The following is an 18,958-nucleotide window of genomic DNA, read 5'->3' as shown; positions in this document are numbered from 1 at the left end:
CCCTGCAACCAAACCGCCACAATCACAGCCGATCATTAACCAGCGCGCAGGATTCGATCTGCGCAAGCCGCACGCACGACGCTCGACCAATCCTCTCACTCATCAGGAGAACCAATTGAACGACGACGTCACTGGCACGACCGCCCTCGAGACGCCTCTCGATCCCGATCTTCTCGCGAAGATCGACGCCTACTGGCGGGCCTGCAATTATCTTTCGGTCGGCATGATTTACCTGCGCGCGAATCCGCTGCTGCGCGAGCCGCTCGAGCGCGAACACATCAAGCGGCGTCTGCTCGGACACTGGGGCTCCGATCCCGGCCAGTCGTTCGTCTGGGTGCATCTGAACCGGCTCATCAAGCGCGATGATCTGAACGTCCTGTTCGTCTCCGGTCCCGGCCATGGCGCGCCCGCGACGCTCGCGAACTCGTGGCTCGAAGGCCATTACTCGGAGATTTACCCCGATCGCAGTTTCGACGAGCGCGGCATGCTCAAGCTCTTTCGCGCGTTTTCGTCGCCGGGCGGCATCGGCTCGCATTGCACGCCGGAAACGCCGGGATCGATTCACGAAGGCGGCGAGCTCGGTTACAGCCTGTCGCATTCGTTCGGCGCGGCGTTCGACAATCCCGATCTGATCGTCGCGGCGGTCGTGGGCGACGGCGAAGCGGAAACCGGCCCGCTCGCCACATCGTGGCATTCGAACAAGTTTCTCAATCCCGCGACCGACGGCGCCGTGCTGCCGATTCTCCACCTGAACGGCTACAAGATCGCCAATCCGACGATCCTCGCGCGCATTCCGCACGACGAGCTCGAAGACCTGTTCAGGGGCTACGGCTACGCGCCGCATTTCGTCGAAGGCGACGATCCGGAAACGATGCATCAGCGCATGGCCGCGACCTTGGAACGCTGCATCGCCGATATCCGCGCGATTCAGACGAACGCGCGCGCCAAGCCTGAGAACGTGACGCGCCCGCGCTGGCCGATGATCGTGTTGCGCACGCCCAAAGGCTGGACCGGACCGAAGGAAGTCGACGGCCGGAAGGTCGAGGATTACTGGCGCTCGCATCAGGTGCCGATCGCGGATGCCGTAAGCAATCCCCGCAGTCTCGCGCAACTGGAAGCGTGGCTGCGCAGCTACAAGCCCGAGGAACTGTTTGATGAAGACGGCCGTCTGATCGAACCGCTGCGCGCGCTCGCGCCCGAAGGCACGCGCCGCATCAGCGCGAATCCGCACGCGAATGGCGGCGCGCTGCGGCAATCGCTCGACATGCCCGATATCCGCGACTACGCGTTCGAGTTCAAACGCGCCGCAAGCGTCTACACGTCGCCGACGGCCGTGCTCGCCACGTTCCTGCGCGAAGTGATCCGCCGCAACATGACGAGCTTCCGTCTCTTTGGCCCGGACGAGACCGCGAGCAACAAGCTCGACGGCGTGTACGAAGTATCGGGCAAGCGCTGGATCGCACAGACGCTGCCCGAAGACGAAGACGGCGGCGCGCTGTCCGTCGACGGACGCGTCATGGAGATGCTGTCGGAGCACACGCTCGAAGGCTGGTTCGAAGGTTACGTGCTCACCGGGCGTCACGGTCTTTTCGCGACCTACGAAGCGTTCGTGCACGTCATCGATTCGATGTTCAACCAACACGCGAAGTGGCTCGAAAAAGCAAAAACCGAAGTCGGCTGGCGCGCGCCGGTGCCGTCGATCAACCTGCTCATCACGTCGCTCGTGTGGCGGCAGGATCACAACGGCTTCACGCATCAGGATCCCGGCTTTCTCGATGTCGTCACGAACAAGAGCCCGAACGTCGTGCGTATCTATCTGCCGCCCGATGCGAACTGCCTGTTGAGCGTCGCGGATCACTGTCTGCGCACGCACGACTACGTGAATGTGATCGTCGCGGACAAGCAGCCGCATCTGCAATATCTGAACATGCAGGACGCCATCGTGCATTGCGCGAAGGGCATCGGCATCTGGGACTGGGCGTCGACGGATCAGGGCGCGGAGCCGGATGTCGTGATCGCGTGCGCGGGCGATATCGCGACGATGGAAGCGCTCGCCGCCGTCGAAATCCTGAAGGCGCATTGCACCGATCTGAAGATCCGCTTCGTCAACGTCGTCGATCTCTTCAGGCTGCTGCCGGACACCGAGCATCCGCACGGCTTGTCGCATCGCGATTTCGATTCGATCTTCACGCGCGACAAACCCGTGATCTTCAACTTCCACTCGTACGCGTCGCTCGTGCACAAGCTCACGTACAACCGCACGAATCACGCGAACATGCACGTTCACGGCTATCGCGAGCGCGGCAACATCAACACGCCGTTCGAACTCGCGATCATCAACGGCGTGGATCGCTATACGCTCGCGATCGACGTGATCGACCGCGTGCCGCGCATCGCGGGCAGCAGCGCGCATACGAAGGAATGGCTCAAGAACCAGATCATCGAGAGCGTGCGGTACGCGCATGAGGAAGGCATCGATCGCGACGAGATCCGCGAGTGGACGTGGAAGGATTGATGCGAGACTGAATGCGGCATGCAAGATGCCATCTGGCCTGATGAATGCAAAACGCCAGATGCAAAATGCAACAAGCGCCCGGGGACATGCAGTCCGCCGGGCGCTTTCCCGTTCGCAGAAGCCTTGGCGTCAGGCTTTGCGCTCCGAATGATCCTTCTGCCTGAGCGTCTGCGGCAAGCCGAAGAGCAGCAACAGCGCGCACAGCACGCTCATCGCGCCGATCGCATACAGCGCGGGCGTCGTGCTGCCCATCGTGTCGCGGATGCGGCCGACCATCACCGGGCTCACGATGCCGCCCAGTTGCCCCAGCGTGTTGATCAGCGCAATCCCGCCCGCCGCGCCCGCGCCGGTCAAGAGCTTCGGCGGCAGCGCCCAGAACGCCGGAATCGAGGCGATCACACCCGCGCCCATCACGCCGAGCGCGGCGATGAGCAGCGTCGTCTGCTTGTCGAAGATGCCCGCCGCGAAGAAGCCGGCAGCCGCCATCACGAGCAGCGTCGCGACGAACTTGCGGCGCTCGCCCGACCGGTCCGACATGCGGCCGACCACGACCATGCAGATCGCGCCGCAGATATATGGGACGGCCGTGAGCAAGCCGATGATCGTCGGATTCTGCGTGCCCGCCGCCCGGATCAGATGCGGCGCCCAGAAGTTGAGACCGTACGACGCGATCTGAATCAGGAAGTAGATCAGGCCGAGCATCAGGAAGCCGGGCGTCCTGATCGCGCCGAACAGCGAATGGCCGGTGTCGGTATGCTGACTTTGCGTCGAGATCTGGCTCTTCAGATACGTCTTCTCGTCGCTCGTGAGCCACGCGGCGTCATCGACGCGATCTTTCAGCACCTTCAGCACGAGAATCCCGAGCAGCACGCACGGCAGGCCGCCGAGCAGGAACAGCCAGTGCCATCCCGCGATGCCCGCGACGCCATTCAGATGCCCGAGCACGAGCCCCGACAGCGGCGCACCGAAAAGCCCCGAGAAGGCCGACGCGAGAAACAGCATCGACGTGATGCGCCCGCGATAGCTTGCCGGAAACCACAGCGTCAGGTAATACAGCACGCCCGGCGCGAAGCCCGCTTCCATCGCGCCGATGATGAAGCGCAGTCCGTAGAACTGCCATTCCGTCTGCACGAAGACCATGAGCGCGGTCGCGATGCCCCACGAAATCATGATGCGCGCGATCCAGCGGCGCGCGCCGACCTTGTAGAGCAGCATGTTGCTCGGCACTTCGAAGAGCACATAGCCGATCACGAAAAGACTCGCGCCGAGACCGTATGCGGTGTCCGACAGGCCGAGCGAACTCTGCATCTGAAACTTCGCGAAGCTGATATTGATGCGGTCGAAAAACGCGAAGAAATAGCACAGCATGATGAGCGGCATGAGCCGCAATGCCACCTTGCGGATGATGTGCGAGGTGTTGCCGACAATGTGCGGCTCATCGGCCGCGTGGACGCTTAGATCGCTCATGTTTTGTCTCCAGTGTTGTTTTGGTCTTTTGAATTAGATCGCTTGCACGTAATCGGGCGCCGGATGCAGATCGCAATTGCGTCCCGCCTTCGCGACTTGTCCCGACACTTCGTGTCCGACGAGCGCGGGCAACGTGCGCGACAGCGCAATCAGCCTTGGCAGATCGATGCCCGTCGGAATGCTCATCTCATCGCACATGTTCACGAGGTCTTCGGTGCAGATGTTTCCCGAAGCGCCCGGCGCGAACGGACAGCCGCCGAGACCGCCGAGCGCGGCGTCGAAACGGCGCGCGCCGGTGTCGTAGGCAGCGAGGACGTTGGCGAGGCCGAGGCCGCGCGTATTGTGAAAGTGCAGCGTCAGATCGGCGGCGGGGACGTGTTCGAGCACGCGTGCGACCAGCCGCGCGACCTGACGCGGATTCGCCATGCCGGTGGTATCCGCGAGCGTGATGCCGTCGATGCCCATTTCGCGATACGTCCGCGCGATCGACACGACGCGCTCTTCGTCGATGCGCCCCTCGAACGGGCAGCCGAACGCGGTCGCGACGGTCGCGTTCAGCGAAGCCTTGCCGGAGGCGAGCCGAACGACATCGCCGAAACCGGCCATCGACGACTCGCAACTCATACGCATGTTCGCGCGATTGTGCGTCTCGCTCGCGGACATCACGAGGTTCAGTTCATCGGCGCCCGCGGCGAGCGCGCGCTCGGCGCCCTTCACGTTCGGCACGAGCGCGACGTAGATCACGCCTCGCCCGCGCCGGATGCCGTTGAAGACCGCGTCGCCATCGCGCAGCGCGGGAATCGCTTTCGGCGACACGAACGAGCCCGCCTCGATGCGGGAGAAGCCGCACGCCGACAATGCGTCGATCAGCGCGATCTTGTCTTCGGTCTCGACCCACTGCTTTTCGATCTGCAGACCGTCGCGCGGCGCGACCTCCTGCACGACCAACGGTTCTTTGTATTCGTAATTCATTGCACCGCTCCTTCGGCACGCAGCCGTTCCACTTCATCCGCGGCGAAGCCGAGCGATTCGAGCACCGATTGCGTATGCTCGCCGAGCGCCGGGCCTTGCCAGTGCACTTCGCCCGGCGTATCGGAGAGCTTCGGCACGATGCCCGGCATCTTCACTGATGCGCCGCCCGGCAGTTCTGCCTTCAGCAGCATCTCGCGCGCTTGGTAATGCGCGTCGTTGACGATGTCCGCGACGGAGTAGATGCGACCCGACGGCACTTCCTCGCGTTCGAGCGTCGCCAGGACATCGTCCATCGAATGATGCGAGGTCCACGCGGTGATCGCTTCGTCGAGCATTGCGCTGTGACGCACGCGGCCGTCGTTGCGGGCAAGCGCGGGATCGTCCGCGAGATCGGGACGGCCGATCACGTTCATGAGCCGCCTGTAGATCGGGTCGCTGTTGCCCGCGATCACAACGAAGCCGCCATCCTCCGTGCGATACGTGTTCGACGGCGCAATGCCCGGCAGCGCCCCGCCGCTGCGCTCGCGCACATGGCCGAGCAGATCGTATTCGGGCACGAGGCTTTCCATCAGATTGAACACGCTTTCGACGAGCGAGACATCGACCACCTGGCCGTCGCCCTTGCCGGTCTTCACGCGCAGCACCGACATCAGCGCGCCGATCACGCCGTGCAGCGAAGCGAGCGAATCGCCGAGACTCACGCCGACGCGCGCCGGCAGCCCTTCTGCGTCGCCCGTCGTGTAACGGATGCCGCCCATCGCCTCGCCGATCGCGCCGAAGCCCGGCCGGTCGCGGTACGGACCCGTCTGGCCGTAGCCGGAGATGCGGACCATCGTGAGCTTCGGGTTTATTGCATGCAAAACGTCCCAGCCGAGACCGAGTTTTTCGAGCGCGCCGGGCCGCATGTTTTCGATGACGATGTCGGCATCGGCGGCGAGACGCTTGATCACGTCCGCGCCTTCGGGCGACTTGAGATTCACGCACACCGACTTCTTGTTGCGCGATTGCAGATACCACCAGAGCGAAGTGCCCTCGTGCAGCTTGCGCCATTTGCGCAGGGGATCGCCGGTATTCGGCGCTTCGATCTTGATGACTTCCGCGCCGAATTCGGCCAGCATGCGCGCCGCGAACGGCGCGGCGATCAGCGTGCCGATTTCGATGACGCGAATGCCCTGAAGAGGTCCGCTCATGCCGCTGTCTCCTGATGATGTGCTTTTCGATGGAGACAAGCTTATTGGCGAACGCTCGGGGGCGTCCAACCGCATTTCGGCAAGCATCGTTCGTCAAACGCGAACGCTCGCCGGTTTTTTGAATGCTAAATGCCTGCTTCGACGGTCCGCAGATGATCGAACAGCAGCCGGCTCACGGGCGATAGCGCATCCGAATCGCGCACGACGATCACGAGGCTGCGCGCTGCCCAGTCGTCGTCGAGCGCGACGGCCGCGAGTCCGAGCTGACGGCCCATCGCTTCGAAGACCTGCATCGGCAGCACGCCGACGCCCATGCCCGCCTGCACCATGCGGCACACGGCGTCGAAACCGGGAACGTGGATGCGCAACCGCAGTGCGCGCCCCGCCTGACGCGCCGCGAGATGCGTGCGCTGGTTGATGGAACTCGCCGAATGCAGCCCGATGTGATCGAAGTCGAGCGTCTGCGCGAATGCGATGCTCGCGCGCTTCGCCAGCGGATGATCGCCGGGCATGACGAGCGCGAGCCGGTCGTGCCGGTAATGCGCGGTTTCGAGACCGCGCGTGTCGGCGTCGCCGGAACAGATGCCCAGGTCGACGAGACTGTCCGCGACGCCTTCCACGATGCCGCCGCTCGGGCGCTCCTCGAGATCGATCTTGATCTGCTCGTGCACGGACGAAAACGCGCGCAAGTCTTCCGGCAGGAATTCGACGATCGCCGAGAGATTCGCCATCATCCGCACGTAGCCGCGGACGCCGCTCGCATGTTCGGCGAGTTCGATGCCGATGTTCTCGACATCGCGCAGCACGCGCCGCGCGTGATGAAGCAGCGTTTCGCCCGCCGGCGTCAGCGCCATGCCGCGCGCCTTGCGTTCGAACAGCGCGGCGCCGACGGCCTGCTCCAGTTCGAGCAGACGCTTGCTCGCCGCCGACACCGCGATCGCCTCGCGTTCCGCCGCGCGCGTGAGCGTGCCTTCCTCGAACACCGCGAGAAAGAGTTGCAGCGTCGTGAGATCGAGACGCCGAAGGAGATTGCGGGTAGCCATCAGCGCGCGTATTTGAAGGTGCCTTGCGCGCTCGCGATCATCACGCGATCGTCGACCCACGCTTCGCCGCGTGCAAAATAGACGGAGCGTCCCTGACGTTCGAGAAAGCCTTTTGCGACGACCTTGTCGCCGATGCCGCGATCGAGATAGTTCACGGTCAGCGAAAGAGTGAAGCCGTGCACAGGCGCGGCGCCGGTCGGAAAGAGACCGGCGTAGCCGCAAGCGGCGTCGAGCAGCGTGGCGATCGCGCCGCCTTGCAGGATGCGCTGCCGGTTCAGATGCCCGGCGTGTATCGGCATCGTGAATTCGGCGTAGCCCGCGCGCCATTCCGTGAGCGTCGCGCCGAGCGCTTCGAGAAACGGATTGTCCAGATCCAGGTTCGCCACCTTTGCTCCTGATTGCCTGCGTTGCGGCGATTGTGCCATCGGCGGCCAGGCGCTGCCGGGCGGCACGAACCTGTTTTCCGGACATCCAGAATGGAAAAACCCGCACGCGGCGGGTTCGATTTACGCAGTTCCGATTTACAAACCGACCGGACCGCGTTCTGTTTGGCAACGCACACAAAAATTCGCTATATGCGTTTCATGAGGTTCCGTCATGAATCGCATGGCGCATCTTTGTGCGCGTAAATATGCGTCGTGACAAAGCGTCTCACGAACGCAACACACTGCATTAAAGGGCGTCAGTTATATCCGCGAATGACGCAGGAGTTTTTTTCCTCATCGGTCTTGCCGAAACGTCCGCAAATCTCTGCGATATATTCGGGTTCCGCCGATACCTGACTCGAACGATGCGACACCGGAACGCTCGTGTCGTGCGGCAGCTCGCCGTCGTCGATCCAGGCGTAGAAATGCGCGCTCGTATTGGCTTCCATGTTTTGTCTCCTATCTATGAAGCGCGAAAAAAGCGTTTTGACAGATTCAGAATGCACTCATCGAAAGCGGCTGGCCCTAGTGGATTTCATTAATGGACGAAGCCCGCCAGGCTGACGATGATGATAAGAATGCCCGTTCGCAACGCAAATCCGAACCGGTTCCAATCCGCCTGTCTGTTTCGTAGCGAAAAAAATGCCCGGTGCATGACCGGGCAGACTTGAATCATCGATTATGGAAAGCGGCGTTGGCAGTCTTCTATCAGTTATACGACATTCTTTTCGACGATCGGCCGGCCTTCCAGCACGCGAGTCCAGTCGAGCGGCGATAAATCGAGCGTTTCGTAACGCCCGCGCAAAATCAGTTCGCTGACGCCGCGCCCTGTTGCCGGGCCTTGTTGCAGGCCGTGTCCGCTGAACCCGTTCGCGAAGATGCAATTATCGACATCCGGATGATGGCCGATGATCGCGTTCTGATCGAGCACGTTGTATTCGTAATAGCCGGACCAGCAACGCTCGACGCGCAGCGCCTCGAACGCCGGCACGCGATGCGCGAGCGTCGGCCAGATCACGTCGTCGAAGAGCGCGTGATCGACTTCGTCGAGCGGCAGGTCGTCGGGATCGTTGTCCCCCGAGGGCGACGTGCCGCAAATATACGTGCGCCCTTCAGGACGGAAATAGACGCCCGTGGGATCGATCAGCAACGGCGCGCGTTCGAGCGTCGCCGGCGACGACACATTGAAGATGCTGCGCCGACGCGCGAACACCGGAATGTCGATGCCTAGCATCGCCGCGACCGGACGCGACCACGCACCCGCCGCGTTCACGACGACATCGCATGGATACGTTTCGCCGTTGGCCGCGCGCACGGCGTTCGCACGCCGTCCTTCGCGTTCGATGCCGACGACTTCCGTGGTCACGTAACGCGCGCCGAGCGCCTGCGCCTTGCGACGCAGCGCCTGCACGAGACCGTAGCCGTCGAACCAGCCTTCGCCGCTCTCGCCGAACGCGCCCGCCGCGAGATCGTCCGTGTTGAGCCACGGAAAACGCGCGCGCAGTTGCGCGGCGTCGAGCAGGCTGATGTCCGCGCCGAGCGCTCGCTGCAACGCGTGGTTTTCGCGCAGCGTCGACGCACCCGCCGCCGTCGCGAGAAAGAGATAACCGCCTTCGTGCAGATCGATCGACGGGCGCTCGCCGTTCACTTCGAGCCGCTCGCCGATCGAACGCAGGAAGTCGATGCCGAAGAGCGACATGCGTACCGAAAGCGGCGTCGAGAACTGCTGCCGGATCGAGGCCGCCGACAGCGCCGACGACGAACGCGCGTAAGTCGGGTCGCGCTCGATCACGGTGACGTGCACGGTCGGGTCCGATGCGCGCAGAAAGTACGCGACCGAGCTGCCGATCACGCCGCCACCTACGATGACAACGCTCGAACTCACGTTGGCCTCAACTCAGATTGAAGTCGATGCCCTGCGCGAGCGGCAATTCCGACGAGTAGTTGATCGTGTTGGTCGCGCGGCGCATGTAGGCTTTCCAAGCATCCGAGCCCGATTCGCGGCCGCCGCCGGTTTCCTTCTCTCCGCCGAATGCACCGCCGATCTCCGCGCCGCTCGGCCCGATGTTCACGTTCGCGATGCCGCAGTCGCTGCCCGATGCGGACAGAAAGCGCTCGGCCTCGCGCAGATCGGTGGTGAACGCGCACGACGACAATCCGTGCGCGGCGGCGTTGTTCGCGGCGATGGCTTCGTCGAAATCCGTGTAGCGCATCACGTAGAGAATCGGCGCGAAGGTCTCCTTCAGCACGACCTCCGTCTGCGACGGCATTTCGACCAGCGCCGGGCGCACGTAGTAGCCGTTTTCGTGGCCCTTCACGGTCACGCGCTCGCCGCCCGTCACCTTGCCGCCTTCGCCCTTCGCCTGTTCGAGCGCGTCCTGCATGCGCGCGAACGCCTGCACGTCGATGAGCGGGCCCATCAGCACGCCCTGCTCCAACGGATTGCCGACGGGCACTTTGGCGTAGAGATCTTTCAGACGCGCGACGGTTTCGTCGTAAATGCTTTCGTGCACGAAAAGACGCCGCAGCGACGTACAGCGCTGCCCTGCCGTGCCGACCGCCGAGAACAGGATGCCGCGCAGCGCGAGATCGCGATTGGCCGTCTGCGACACGATGCCCGCGTTGTTGCCGCCGAGTTCGAGGATCGAGCGGCCGAAGCGTTCCGCGACCGCGACGCCGACCTTGCGGCCCATTTCCGTGCTACCCGTCGCGCTGACGATGTCCGAGCGCTTGTCCGCGACGAGCGCCGCGCCGACCTCGCGCCCGCCGATGACGACCGACGCGAGGCCCGCAGGCGCCGCGCCGAATTCATCGATGGCATCGCGCAGGATGCGGTCGACGGCGAGCGCGGTGAGCGGCGTTTTCTCCGATGGCTTCCACACGACCGCGTTGCCGCACACGAGGGCGAGCGCCGCGTTCCACGACCACACCGCGACCGGGAAATTGAACGCCGAGATGATCGTGCACACGCCGAACGGATGCCACGTCTCCGCCATGCGATGACCCGGCCGCTCCGACGCGATCGTCAGGCCGTACAACTGGCGCGAGAGACCGACGGCGAAATCGCAGATGTCGATCATTTCCTGAACTTCGCCCAAGCCTTCCTGGAGAATCTTGCCCGCTTCGAGCGACACGAGCCGGCCGAGCGCCTCCTTCTTCTCGCGCAGCCGATTGCCGAGCAGGCGCACGAGTTCGCCGCGGCGCGGCGCGGGCACGTTGCGCCACGAGGCGAACGCGGTGCGGGCGGCGGCGAGCGCGGCGTCGACGTCGGCGGTGGTGTTCTGCTTCACGCGGCCGATGACTTCGCCCGTGATCGGGGAAGTGACGGCGATATCGCCATCGGTGACGAGGCTCGCGATGCCGAGGTCGGAAAGAATCGATTGTGCATTCACGATGAAAGTCCTTGCGAAGCGGGTTCGTTCGTCGGAGCAAAAGTTTCTGATAAGAAACTTTCGGAAGTCAGGAGACTATACGCGCTGCCGATGGCGCTCACAACAGCCGTCAATATTAGGGTTGTCACCAGATGCGGGCCGTTCGCCGCCGTTTTGCGCGATGTTATTATCGGAAACAAAGCGCTCCCACACGTTCCCATGTCCAGCCCCGGCACCAAGAATTCGCCCGAACAATCCGCGTCCGATCTCGGTGCCCGCGTGAAACGCGCGCGGCTCGCGCACGACCTGACGCTCGAAACCGCAAGCCGCATGTGCGGCGTGTCGCGCTCGGCGCTGTCGAAAATCGAGAACGGGCTGATGTCGCCGACCTTCGACGTGCTTCAGAAAATCGTGCGCGGCCTGCAGATCGATCTCGCCGAACTCTTCGGCACCGCGCCCGCGCCGAATGCGAGCGGCCGGCGCGCGCTCACGCGCCGCAACGAAGGACAGCGCCACGCGTATCGCGGCTATCAGATGGAATTGCTCGCCACCGAACTCGCGCACAAGGCGATGCTGCCGTTTCGCGTCCGCATTTCGGCGCACACGCTCGATGCGTTCGACGACTGGGGCCGTCACGAAGGCGAGGAGTTTCTTTACGTGATCAGCGGCAGCGTGTGCCTCTATTCCGAACTCTACGCGCCGACGCATCTGCATGCCGGCGACAGCATCTACTTCGACAGCCGCACCGGCCACGCGGCGATTTCGACGAGCGACGAAGACGCCGAAGTGCTGTGGATGGCCACAGGCGGCGTGCCGGCGCCCTCATCCGCGCGCGATGCCGTGGACGCTGGCTGACGCGTTCATCGCAGGAAAAGAGGCATCGGCATTTCGTTCGGGCCGACGGTGAAGGTGCAGACCTCGTGGATATCGGCGGGATTCGTCACGAGTTGCGCGGTGAAGTTCGCCGTCAGCATCGACACGACGAGACGCATTTCCACCGCCGCCAGACAGTGGAAAATTCGGACACGATCGGATCGAGTGGCGTAGGCATTTCAAATTCTCGTTTCATGATGAAAACGATGATAATGCAGGCGTTTTCCCCGCGTCCCCTCGTCCATTCGGGCTAATCCAGCATCAGCCTGCACTGACAGCCTTCCCCTCCACCTTCGCCGCCGACCGCTTGAAATAGGGCGAACTCAACGTCGCCGCGCCCATGTCCGACGCCGCTTCCAGCAGCGCGGGCGCGAGCTCCTTCAGACGCGCCTCCGGCAAACGGCTCGTCGGCCCGGCGAGGCTCACGACGCCCACGACGACGCCCGTCACCGGATGATGAATCGGCGCGGCCATCGACGTCATGCCGGCCTCGTACGTCTCGCTCGCGATGCCGTAGCCGCGTTTGCGCGCCGCCTGCAGATCGGCGAGAAACTGCTGGATCGTCTTCGGCGCCTTCGGTCCGCCCGAGCCGGGCTTGCCGAGCCCGCCCTGCTTCGACACGAGTTCGAGCGCCTCCTCATCGGAAAGCGACGACAGCCACGCCTGTCCGCTCGCCGTGCAATGCAAGGGCGGCTGGCTGCCCATGTCCGGGTCGTAGCGCAGCCCCGACTTCGCGCCTTGCGCCTTGCCGACGAACGTAATGTGATCGTCCTCGACGACGCCCAGCCGCGCCAGTTCGCCGGATTGCGCCGCGAGCCGGTCGAGCACGGGCTGCGACACGTCGAGTACGCCGCCCGTCGACAGATAGATGAGCGCGAGCGACACGAGCTTGAGCGCGAGCATGTATTCGCCGTGATCCTCGTCCTGCCGCACGTACCCTTCGTCGATCAGCATCGCGAGCAGGCGATGCGTGCCGCTGCGAGGAATATTGAGCGTGTCGGCGATGGCGGCGAGTTGCATCCGCCCGCCGTTTTTCGCCAGCAATTCGATGATCGACAACGCCCGCTCCAGATTTCCCGCCATCTTTCAGTCTCTCGAAGTTCCGATGATTCGGAATGAGAACATGATTCCACCTCGGAATTCAACCGGCGTATGTTTCCTCCAGCCATGCAATCGTCGCCTCGCGCAGACGTTTCGCACGCGTGAGCGCGCTCGCCGATTTCGCCCATTCGTTCATCGGCACTTCGAGCGAGAGCGGAAGATCGTCTGGCAACGCGCGCAGAATGCCCGCGAGATCGAGGCCGCCCTCGCCCGGAATCATCCGCTCGGCGCGCGCCTGATACAGCAACGTTTCGAGATCGCTCGGGCGCTCGGCGGGCGCGTCGCAGAACTGCACGTAACCGAACCATTCGCGCGGCAATTCGCGCAGCGTTCGCGTCGACGATCCCGTGCGGTCGAAATGGATCGGATCGACGATGAGGCCCGTATTCGCGCGCTGCGCCGCTTTCACAATGCGCGCGCCCTGCACGATGTCTTTCGCGTCGGTCCAGGGCATCGGTTCGAGCGACGGCGACAGGCCATACGGCTTCGCGAGATCGCACAGCGCGGCGAGCCGCTCGGCCGTGCGGACCTCGTCGGGATCGTTGCCCGCGACGAGCACGTAGCGCGCGCCCAGCTCGGCGGCGGTTGCGAGCATCGGTTCGTAATCGGCGACGTTCGTGTCGGGCTTGAGGCGCAGGATTTCGGCATCCAGCACGCCGATGCCGGTATCGCGCAAAGCCGCGAGCGTCTCGCGTTTCAGCGGCGTCGCGCCGACGATCTCGTGGCGCACTTCCGTATCGGTCGCGGGCACGAGGCGCAGGCCGACGAAGTCGTAGCCCGCCTGCGCGGCGCACTCGACCATCTGCGGCGGCGTCAGTTCGAGGATCGTCAGCGCGGACAGAGATAGCTTGCGTCGTGACATCGACAATCTCCGGTTAGCGCAGCGGCGAGAACGGCGCGGGCACGTAGATGGTCGATTCCATCGTCGTCAGATGCACCGGTCCGCCCTTCGGCGGCCAGATGCCGTCCTTCACGGCTTCCGCGCGAATCCGCGAGCGCTCGTCCACGCTCTTGTACGGCCAGATGTTGAGAAAGCGCGGCACGGTGCCGTCGAGCGCGTACATCGCGCCGATGAGCGGCGAGCGTTTCGTGCGCTCGGGCACGGCGTTCTGCCATGCGTCGATCGTGTGTTGCAGGCTCGCGAGCTTCGTGCCGTAGACGCGCATCTCGTAGATGCCGCCGTGCACGGCCGGCTCGATCGGCGGCAGGAAGGGAAAGAGCGCGTAGCTGTTCACTTCGACATCGGTGATGAACTCGCCGCAGCCGAACGGATTGCCTTCGAGCAGCAAGCGCCGGCGTTCCCCGATCAGCGCCGCTTCGGATTCGAAGCCGCGCAGCACCATGACCTTGCCGAGCGCGCCGATATCCGAATACCAGCAGCCGAGCAGCTTCGAGCCGGGCGCATCGCCGCTTGCCTTGATGTTTTCGAAGACCTGCGCGTTCGCGCCGATCTTCACCGTCAACGTGACCGTGTCGTACAGAGTCATTGCAGAGTCCTTGCCTGATGGAAGTTGGAGAGATTCGTGATGCTGTCCTCGCGCGCCGGTTCGGCCAGTTCGAGGCCCGCGAGATAGCCGAAGGTCATCGCTGGGCCGAGCGTGATGCCGCCTGCGGGATAGTGGCCGCCCATCATGCTCGCGGCGTCGTTGCCGACCGCGTAGAGGCCGGGAATCGGCGCGCGCATGTCGTCGAGAACACGCGAGCGCGCATCCGTCGATAAACCCGCGAACGTGCCGAGGCTGCCCGGCACGATCTTCACCGCGTGAAAAGGCCCATCGACGATCGGCGCGAGACACGGATTCGGCTTGTGCGATGCATCGCCCTGAACGCGGTTATACGGCGTCGAGCCTTTGTGGAACTGCGGATCGAAGCCGTCTTTCGCGTAGCCGTTGTACGTGGCGACCGTATCGGCGAGGCCGCGCACATCGATGCCGCATTGCTGCGCCAGCGCTTCGAGCGTCGGCGCGGACTTGAGATATCCCGAGCGTTCGTAAGGCCGCAGCGGAAACGGAAACGGCTTCGCGAAACCGAGGCCGTATCGGCGCTGAAACCGGTGATCGCAGACGAGCCACGCGCACGTCTCTTCGCCCGGCGACGTCGTGCCGATGAGCGCGGAGATGAAGTCGTAATACGACGACGCCTCGTTCGTGAAGCGCCTGCCCGCGCGCGTGACGGCGATCAGACCCGGCTTCGCGCGCTCGATCAGATGCGGAAACGCGACTTCGCGTCCCGTGGATTTCGGCACGAGCGACACCGGCGCCCACGCGGCGGGCGCTTCGAGCGACGCGTCGAAATGCGCGCCCGCCGCTTCGCCCAGGCGAATGCCATCGCCGGTATTGCTCTTGGGCGCGGCGGACCAGTGCGGCATCACGGGAAACGTTTCGGTCTGCCGCTTCGCGTCGTGCGGATAACCGCCGCACGCGAGCACGACGCCGCGCCGCGCGCGCACGTCGTGCATGACGCCATCGATCTCGACGCGCGCGCCCGTCACGCGATTCGCCTCGCGCGTCAGCGATACCGCCTTCGCCCGCGTGCGCAGATCGACGCCGCGATCCGCCGCCGACTTGAGCAGCCGCGCGACGAGCGCATTGCCGTTCACCAGATGCATCGAGCGCCGATAACGCAGCATGTGCCACGCAAACGTGGCGAAACGCTTCGCGACGTGCCACGCCGACTTCGCGCTGCGCGTCGCGTTCAGGAAGTGCGCGAGGTCTTGTCCCGACGCGATCGCCATGCCCTTGATCGTTACTTCGGCGAGCGGCGGACGCAGCTTGTCGATGAGCGGGCCGAGCTCGCGTCCGTCGAACGGCATCGCGCAGACCGAGCGGCCGCCCGTCGCCGCGCCTTGCGTCGTGTGGAAATCGGGGATGCGGTTGCCGTCGATGAAACGCATCGACGTATTGCGCTCGAAGAATTCGATCATGCGCGGACCGTGCTCGATGAGCGCATCGGCTTTCGCGGCATCGAAATGCGCGCCGAGTTCGCTCTTCAGATACGTGCGCGGCGCGCTTTCATCCTCGACGATGCCCGCGCGCGTCGCGAGCGGATTGCGCGGAATCCACATCCAGCCGCCCGACCACGCGGTCGTGCCGCCGAACACGTCTTCCTTCTCGCAGACGAGCACGGACAGGCCGCGCGTGGCCGCCGTGACCGCGGTCGACAAGCCGCCCGCGCCGGAGCCGAGCACGAGGACGTCGCATTCGAGAATCGGTTCGAGCTTCATTTGGCGTGCGCGTGCATTGAAAGATCGACCGGAAGATCGAGCGCTTCGTCCTGCTTCGGTTGCTTCGCGCGCGACGTCGCGTGGCGCGCCGCGAGATAGCCGAACGCGAGACCGGGTCCGAGCGTGATGCCGGGGCCGGGATACACGCCGCCCATCACCGATTGCGCATCGTTGCCGCAGGCATAGAGGCCGACGATCGGCCGGTCGTCGCGGTCGAGCACGCGCGCGTCGGTATCGATAACGAGGCCGGTCGCCGCGCCGATATCGCCCGGATAGAGCCGCACCGCATAGAACGGCGCCTGGCCGATCGGACCGAGGCACTTGTTCGGGCCGGTCCAGTTGGCGTCGCCGTTGGCGTTCTGATAATCGGTCGTGCCGCGCTGGAAATCCGCGTCGACGCCGGTTTGCGCGTAGCGATTCATGCGCGCGACGCTATCGGCGAGACCGGCCTTGTCGATATCGAGCTTGTCCGCCAGTTCGTCGAGCGTCTTGCCTTCGACGAGATAGCCATCGGCGAGAAACGGCGCGAGTCCCTTGCCGCCCGGACGCACCATGCCAAGGCCGTACTTGCGCAATCCTTCGGAGTCCGTGACGAGATAGGCGGGCACGGCGGGCGTCGTCTTGTTCGCCGTCTGCATCGCAATCCCGAACAGGTGATACGACGTGTTTTCGTTGAGAAACCGCCTGCCGGACTTGTCGACGGTCATCATGCCGGGCTTGCCGCGATCCATGATGAAGTGCGGAAACACGGCGGTCGTACCGTCGGCGCGCTTGCGCACGGAGACCGGCGCCCAGAACGCGTTCGACAGCCCGCCAACGCCGAAGCGCGCGCCCGCCGCGAGCGCGAGATCCTGCGCGTTGCCGCTGTGGCCGGGCGCGCCGGGACACCACGCCGCATCGGCGCCCGGCAGCATCTCGGCGCGCCGCATCGGATGACGATTGAATCCGCCGCTCGCGAGAATCACGCCGCCCTTCACGTTGACGCGCCGACGCTCGTTGATCTGGCTCAGCGTCACGGCTTCGATGCCATTCGTGCCCGCGTGCAAAGCCTCCACCTTCGTGCTCGTCAGCACGGTCACGCCGCGCTGAAGCAGCGAGTAAAGCAGACGCCCGATCAGCGCGTTGCCCATCACGAGACGCGTGCCGCGCGGCGAGCTCATGCGGTCGCGTGCATGACGCGCGAGCAGTTTCGCCGCGTGCCTGAACGATGCCAACGACTTCGTCATGTTCAAAAGATGCCCGACGTCGTCGCGGTCGACCATCATGCCGCCGAGCACGGTGAATTCGGGAATCGGCGGACGGATCAGCGAGAACGCGCGGCCGAGCTTGCGGCCGTCGAACGGCAGCGGCTCCAGCGCGCGGCCTCGCAAGGTCGAGCCTTCGATTTCCGACAGATAGTCCGGATGGAACGGCCGCGCGCGATATTTGACATCGGAGTTCGCTTCGATGTGCGCGACGGCCTTCGGGCCGGCGTCGAGGAACGCGCGGCGCATCGCGGCGCTGCTGCGCTCGCCGACCGCGCGATTCAGAAAGCCTTCGGCATTCGCGGACGAATCGTCGCGATTGACGCTCGCCGCGTGCTTCGACGCGGGAATCCACGTCGTGCCCGCCGAGTACGCGGTCGTTCCGCCGACGTATTCGGTGCTCTCGACGAGCAGCACCCGCGCGCCATCGATCGCCGCGACCAGCGCCGCCGACATGCCCGCGCCGCCCGCGCCGACCACGATTACATCGAAGGTCTCGTTCTGTTCCAGTTTGTCCAGTGTCTCCGCCATGTGCGCGCTTCCTGTAGAACTCTCTTTGATATTGGAATACTATTCCAGAAACGCGACGTAAGCCAAGTTCTTTTTGAGACGATGGAGAAACGGTATGCGAGTGCTGGTTACAGGCGGAAGCGGCTTTCTGGCAGCGTGGGTCGTGCGGCGGCTGCTCGCGCGCGGCATGGATGTGCGCGCATTCGATGTCCGCGAGGACGCGCGCCTTCTGTACGCGCTCGCGCCCGAACGCGCCGGTGACGTGCAATGGCGGATCGGGGATATCGGCGAGGCGCGCGATGTGGCGAACGCACTCGACGGCTGCGATGCCGTCGTACATCTCGCGGGCGTGCTTACGCCCGCGTGCGCCGCCGATCCTGTGCGCGGCGCGCGCATCGATCTGATCGGCACGCTGAACGTGTTCGATGCGGCCATCGCGTGCGGTTTGCGCTCGGTGCTTTACGCGAGCAGCGCGGGCGTCTTCGGCCCCGACGATGGCGCGACGCCCTTTCCGCTGACGCACTACGGCGCGTTCAAACTCGCGTGCGAAGGCTCGGCGCGGGCGTACTGGCACGATCATGGAATCGCGAGCATCGGATTCCGGCCGCTCGTCGTGTACGGCGCCGGACGCGAGACCGGTTCGAGCGCGGGTCCGAGTCTCGCGTGCCGTGCGGCCGCGCGCGGCGAGCCGTACACGATTCCCTTCACGGGCGCGACCGGCCTCGTCTACGCCGATGACGTCGCCGCCGCCTACGAACTCGCGCTCGTGACCGCGTTCGACGGCGCGCACGCGTTCACGCTCGCAGGCGACATCACGCCGATGCAAAGCGTGGTCTCGACGCTCGAGCGCATCGCGCCCGGCGCGCGCATCGACGCAGCAGGCGCGCCGTTGCCCATCGCGACATCCTTTCCCGACGATCCCGCGCTCGCCCGATCGCTGCCCGGCCTTCCGAAAACGCCGCTGATCGACGGATTGCGGCAAACCGTGGCGTTCTATCGATAGACGAAGCGGGTCTTGGCACCG

17 protein-coding genes are annotated in these 18,958 nt (G+C 64.6%); 3 read left to right on the top strand and 14 right to left on the bottom strand.

What is annotated here, in order from left to right; all coding sequences use genetic code 11:
* Window positions 1-115: 115 nt before the first annotated feature.
* The gene (locus QCE49_RS28555; RefSeq protein WP_250456730.1) at window positions 116-2,515 is read left to right on the top strand and encodes a phosphoketolase; all 2,400 of its coding nucleotides are present in this window, start codon (window positions 116-118) and stop codon (window positions 2,513-2,515) included.
* Between the two features lie 129 nt (window positions 2,516-2,644).
* Here the strand turns inward: QCE49_RS28555 and QCE49_RS28550 are convergent, their stop codons facing one another.
* From QCE49_RS28550 to QCE49_RS28515, 8 genes are all read right to left on the bottom strand, one after another.
* Window positions 2,645-3,982 (bottom strand): MFS transporter, encoded by a 1,338-nt coding sequence (locus tag QCE49_RS28550; protein WP_008353451.1) that lies wholly within the window; start codon window positions 3,980-3,982, stop codon window positions 2,645-2,647.
* Window positions 3,983-4,015: 33 nt separating this feature from the next.
* The gene (locus tag QCE49_RS28545) at window positions 4,016-4,954 is read right to left on the bottom strand and encodes a hydroxymethylglutaryl-CoA lyase (RefSeq protein ID WP_250456729.1); all 939 of its coding nucleotides are present in this window, start codon (window positions 4,952-4,954) and stop codon (window positions 4,016-4,018) included.
* Entirely contained in the window at window positions 4,951-6,144 is a 1,194-nt protein-coding gene (locus tag QCE49_RS28540; RefSeq protein ID WP_250440571.1) for a CaiB/BaiF CoA-transferase family protein, read from the bottom strand. The genes QCE49_RS28545 and QCE49_RS28540 overlap by 4 nt, the downstream gene beginning before the upstream one ends.
* Before the next feature lie 125 nt (window positions 6,145-6,269).
* Complete coding sequence (locus tag QCE49_RS28535) at window positions 6,270-7,187, bottom strand: LysR family transcriptional regulator (RefSeq protein ID WP_008353454.1); 918 nt, start codon at window positions 7,185-7,187, stop codon at window positions 6,270-6,272.
* Window positions 7,187-7,573 (bottom strand): PaaI family thioesterase, encoded by a 387-nt coding sequence (locus tag QCE49_RS28530; protein ID WP_008353455.1) that lies wholly within the window; start codon window positions 7,571-7,573, stop codon window positions 7,187-7,189. Before QCE49_RS28530 ends, QCE49_RS28535 begins: the two co-directional genes overlap by 1 nt.
* A gap of 296 nt (window positions 7,574-7,869) precedes the next feature.
* A complete protein-coding gene (locus tag QCE49_RS28525) occupies window positions 7,870-8,061 on the bottom strand; it encodes a hypothetical protein (protein ID WP_175979298.1) in 192 nt (63 codons plus the stop codon).
* A gap of 263 nt (window positions 8,062-8,324) precedes the next feature.
* The gene (locus QCE49_RS28520) at window positions 8,325-9,497 is read right to left on the bottom strand and encodes an FAD-binding oxidoreductase (protein WP_250456728.1); all 1,173 of its coding nucleotides are present in this window, start codon (window positions 9,495-9,497) and stop codon (window positions 8,325-8,327) included.
* 7 nt (window positions 9,498-9,504) lie between these two features.
* Entirely contained in the window at window positions 9,505-11,004 is a 1,500-nt protein-coding gene (locus QCE49_RS28515) for an aldehyde dehydrogenase family protein (protein ID WP_033536131.1), read from the bottom strand.
* Between the two features lie 198 nt (window positions 11,005-11,202).
* Here QCE49_RS28515 and QCE49_RS28510 point away from each other — a divergent pair, with 198 nt between their 5' ends.
* Complete coding sequence (locus QCE49_RS28510) at window positions 11,203-11,838, top strand: helix-turn-helix domain-containing protein (protein ID WP_250456727.1); 636 nt, start codon at window positions 11,203-11,205, stop codon at window positions 11,836-11,838.
* Window positions 11,839-11,843: 5 nt separating this feature from the next.
* Here QCE49_RS28510 and QCE49_RS28505 read toward each other — a convergent pair whose 3' ends face one another.
* The 6 genes from QCE49_RS28505 to QCE49_RS28480 form a co-directional block, all read right to left on the bottom strand.
* On the bottom strand, window positions 11,844-11,975 hold the full coding sequence (locus QCE49_RS28505; RefSeq protein ID WP_284504103.1) for a hypothetical protein: 132 nt from the start codon (window positions 11,973-11,975) through the stop codon (window positions 11,844-11,846).
* Window positions 11,976-12,117: 142 nt separating this feature from the next.
* Window positions 12,118-12,939 carry an IclR family transcriptional regulator gene (locus tag QCE49_RS28500; RefSeq protein WP_175979296.1) on the bottom strand — a complete coding sequence of 274 codons (822 nt, stop codon included), beginning with the start codon at window positions 12,937-12,939 and terminating at the stop codon, window positions 12,118-12,120.
* Window positions 12,940-12,997: 58 nt separating this feature from the next.
* Window positions 12,998-13,819 (bottom strand): sugar phosphate isomerase/epimerase, encoded by an 822-nt coding sequence (locus QCE49_RS28495; RefSeq protein WP_250456726.1) that lies wholly within the window; start codon window positions 13,817-13,819, stop codon window positions 12,998-13,000.
* A gap of 13 nt (window positions 13,820-13,832) precedes the next feature.
* Window positions 13,833-14,444 (bottom strand): NIPSNAP family protein, encoded by a 612-nt coding sequence (locus tag QCE49_RS28490; RefSeq protein WP_250456725.1) that lies wholly within the window; start codon window positions 14,442-14,444, stop codon window positions 13,833-13,835.
* Window positions 14,441-16,180, bottom strand: coding sequence for an FAD-dependent oxidoreductase (locus tag QCE49_RS28485; protein ID WP_250456724.1), 1,740 nt, complete (start codon window positions 16,178-16,180; stop codon window positions 14,441-14,443). Before QCE49_RS28485 ends, QCE49_RS28490 begins: the two co-directional genes overlap by 4 nt.
* Window positions 16,177-17,955 carry an FAD-dependent oxidoreductase gene (locus tag QCE49_RS28480; RefSeq protein ID WP_250456723.1) on the bottom strand — a complete coding sequence of 593 codons (1,779 nt, stop codon included), beginning with the start codon at window positions 17,953-17,955 and terminating at the stop codon, window positions 16,177-16,179. The genes QCE49_RS28485 and QCE49_RS28480 overlap by 4 nt, the downstream gene beginning before the upstream one ends.
* Before the next feature lie 94 nt (window positions 17,956-18,049).
* Between QCE49_RS28480 and QCE49_RS28475 the strand changes: the two genes are divergently transcribed.
* The gene (locus QCE49_RS28475) at window positions 18,050-18,937 is read left to right on the top strand and encodes an NAD(P)-dependent oxidoreductase (RefSeq protein ID WP_250456722.1); all 888 of its coding nucleotides are present in this window, start codon (window positions 18,050-18,052) and stop codon (window positions 18,935-18,937) included.
* The last annotated feature ends 21 nt before the right edge of the window (window positions 18,938-18,958 follow it).

It is taken from the genome of Caballeronia sp. LZ008 (assembly GCF_031451435.1).
GTDB classification, from domain to species: domain Bacteria; phylum Pseudomonadota; class Gammaproteobacteria; order Burkholderiales; family Burkholderiaceae; genus Caballeronia; species Caballeronia zhejiangensis.
The sequence above is the reverse complement of the archived record's forward strand: the minus strand, read 5'-3'. Positions and strand labels throughout refer to the sequence as shown.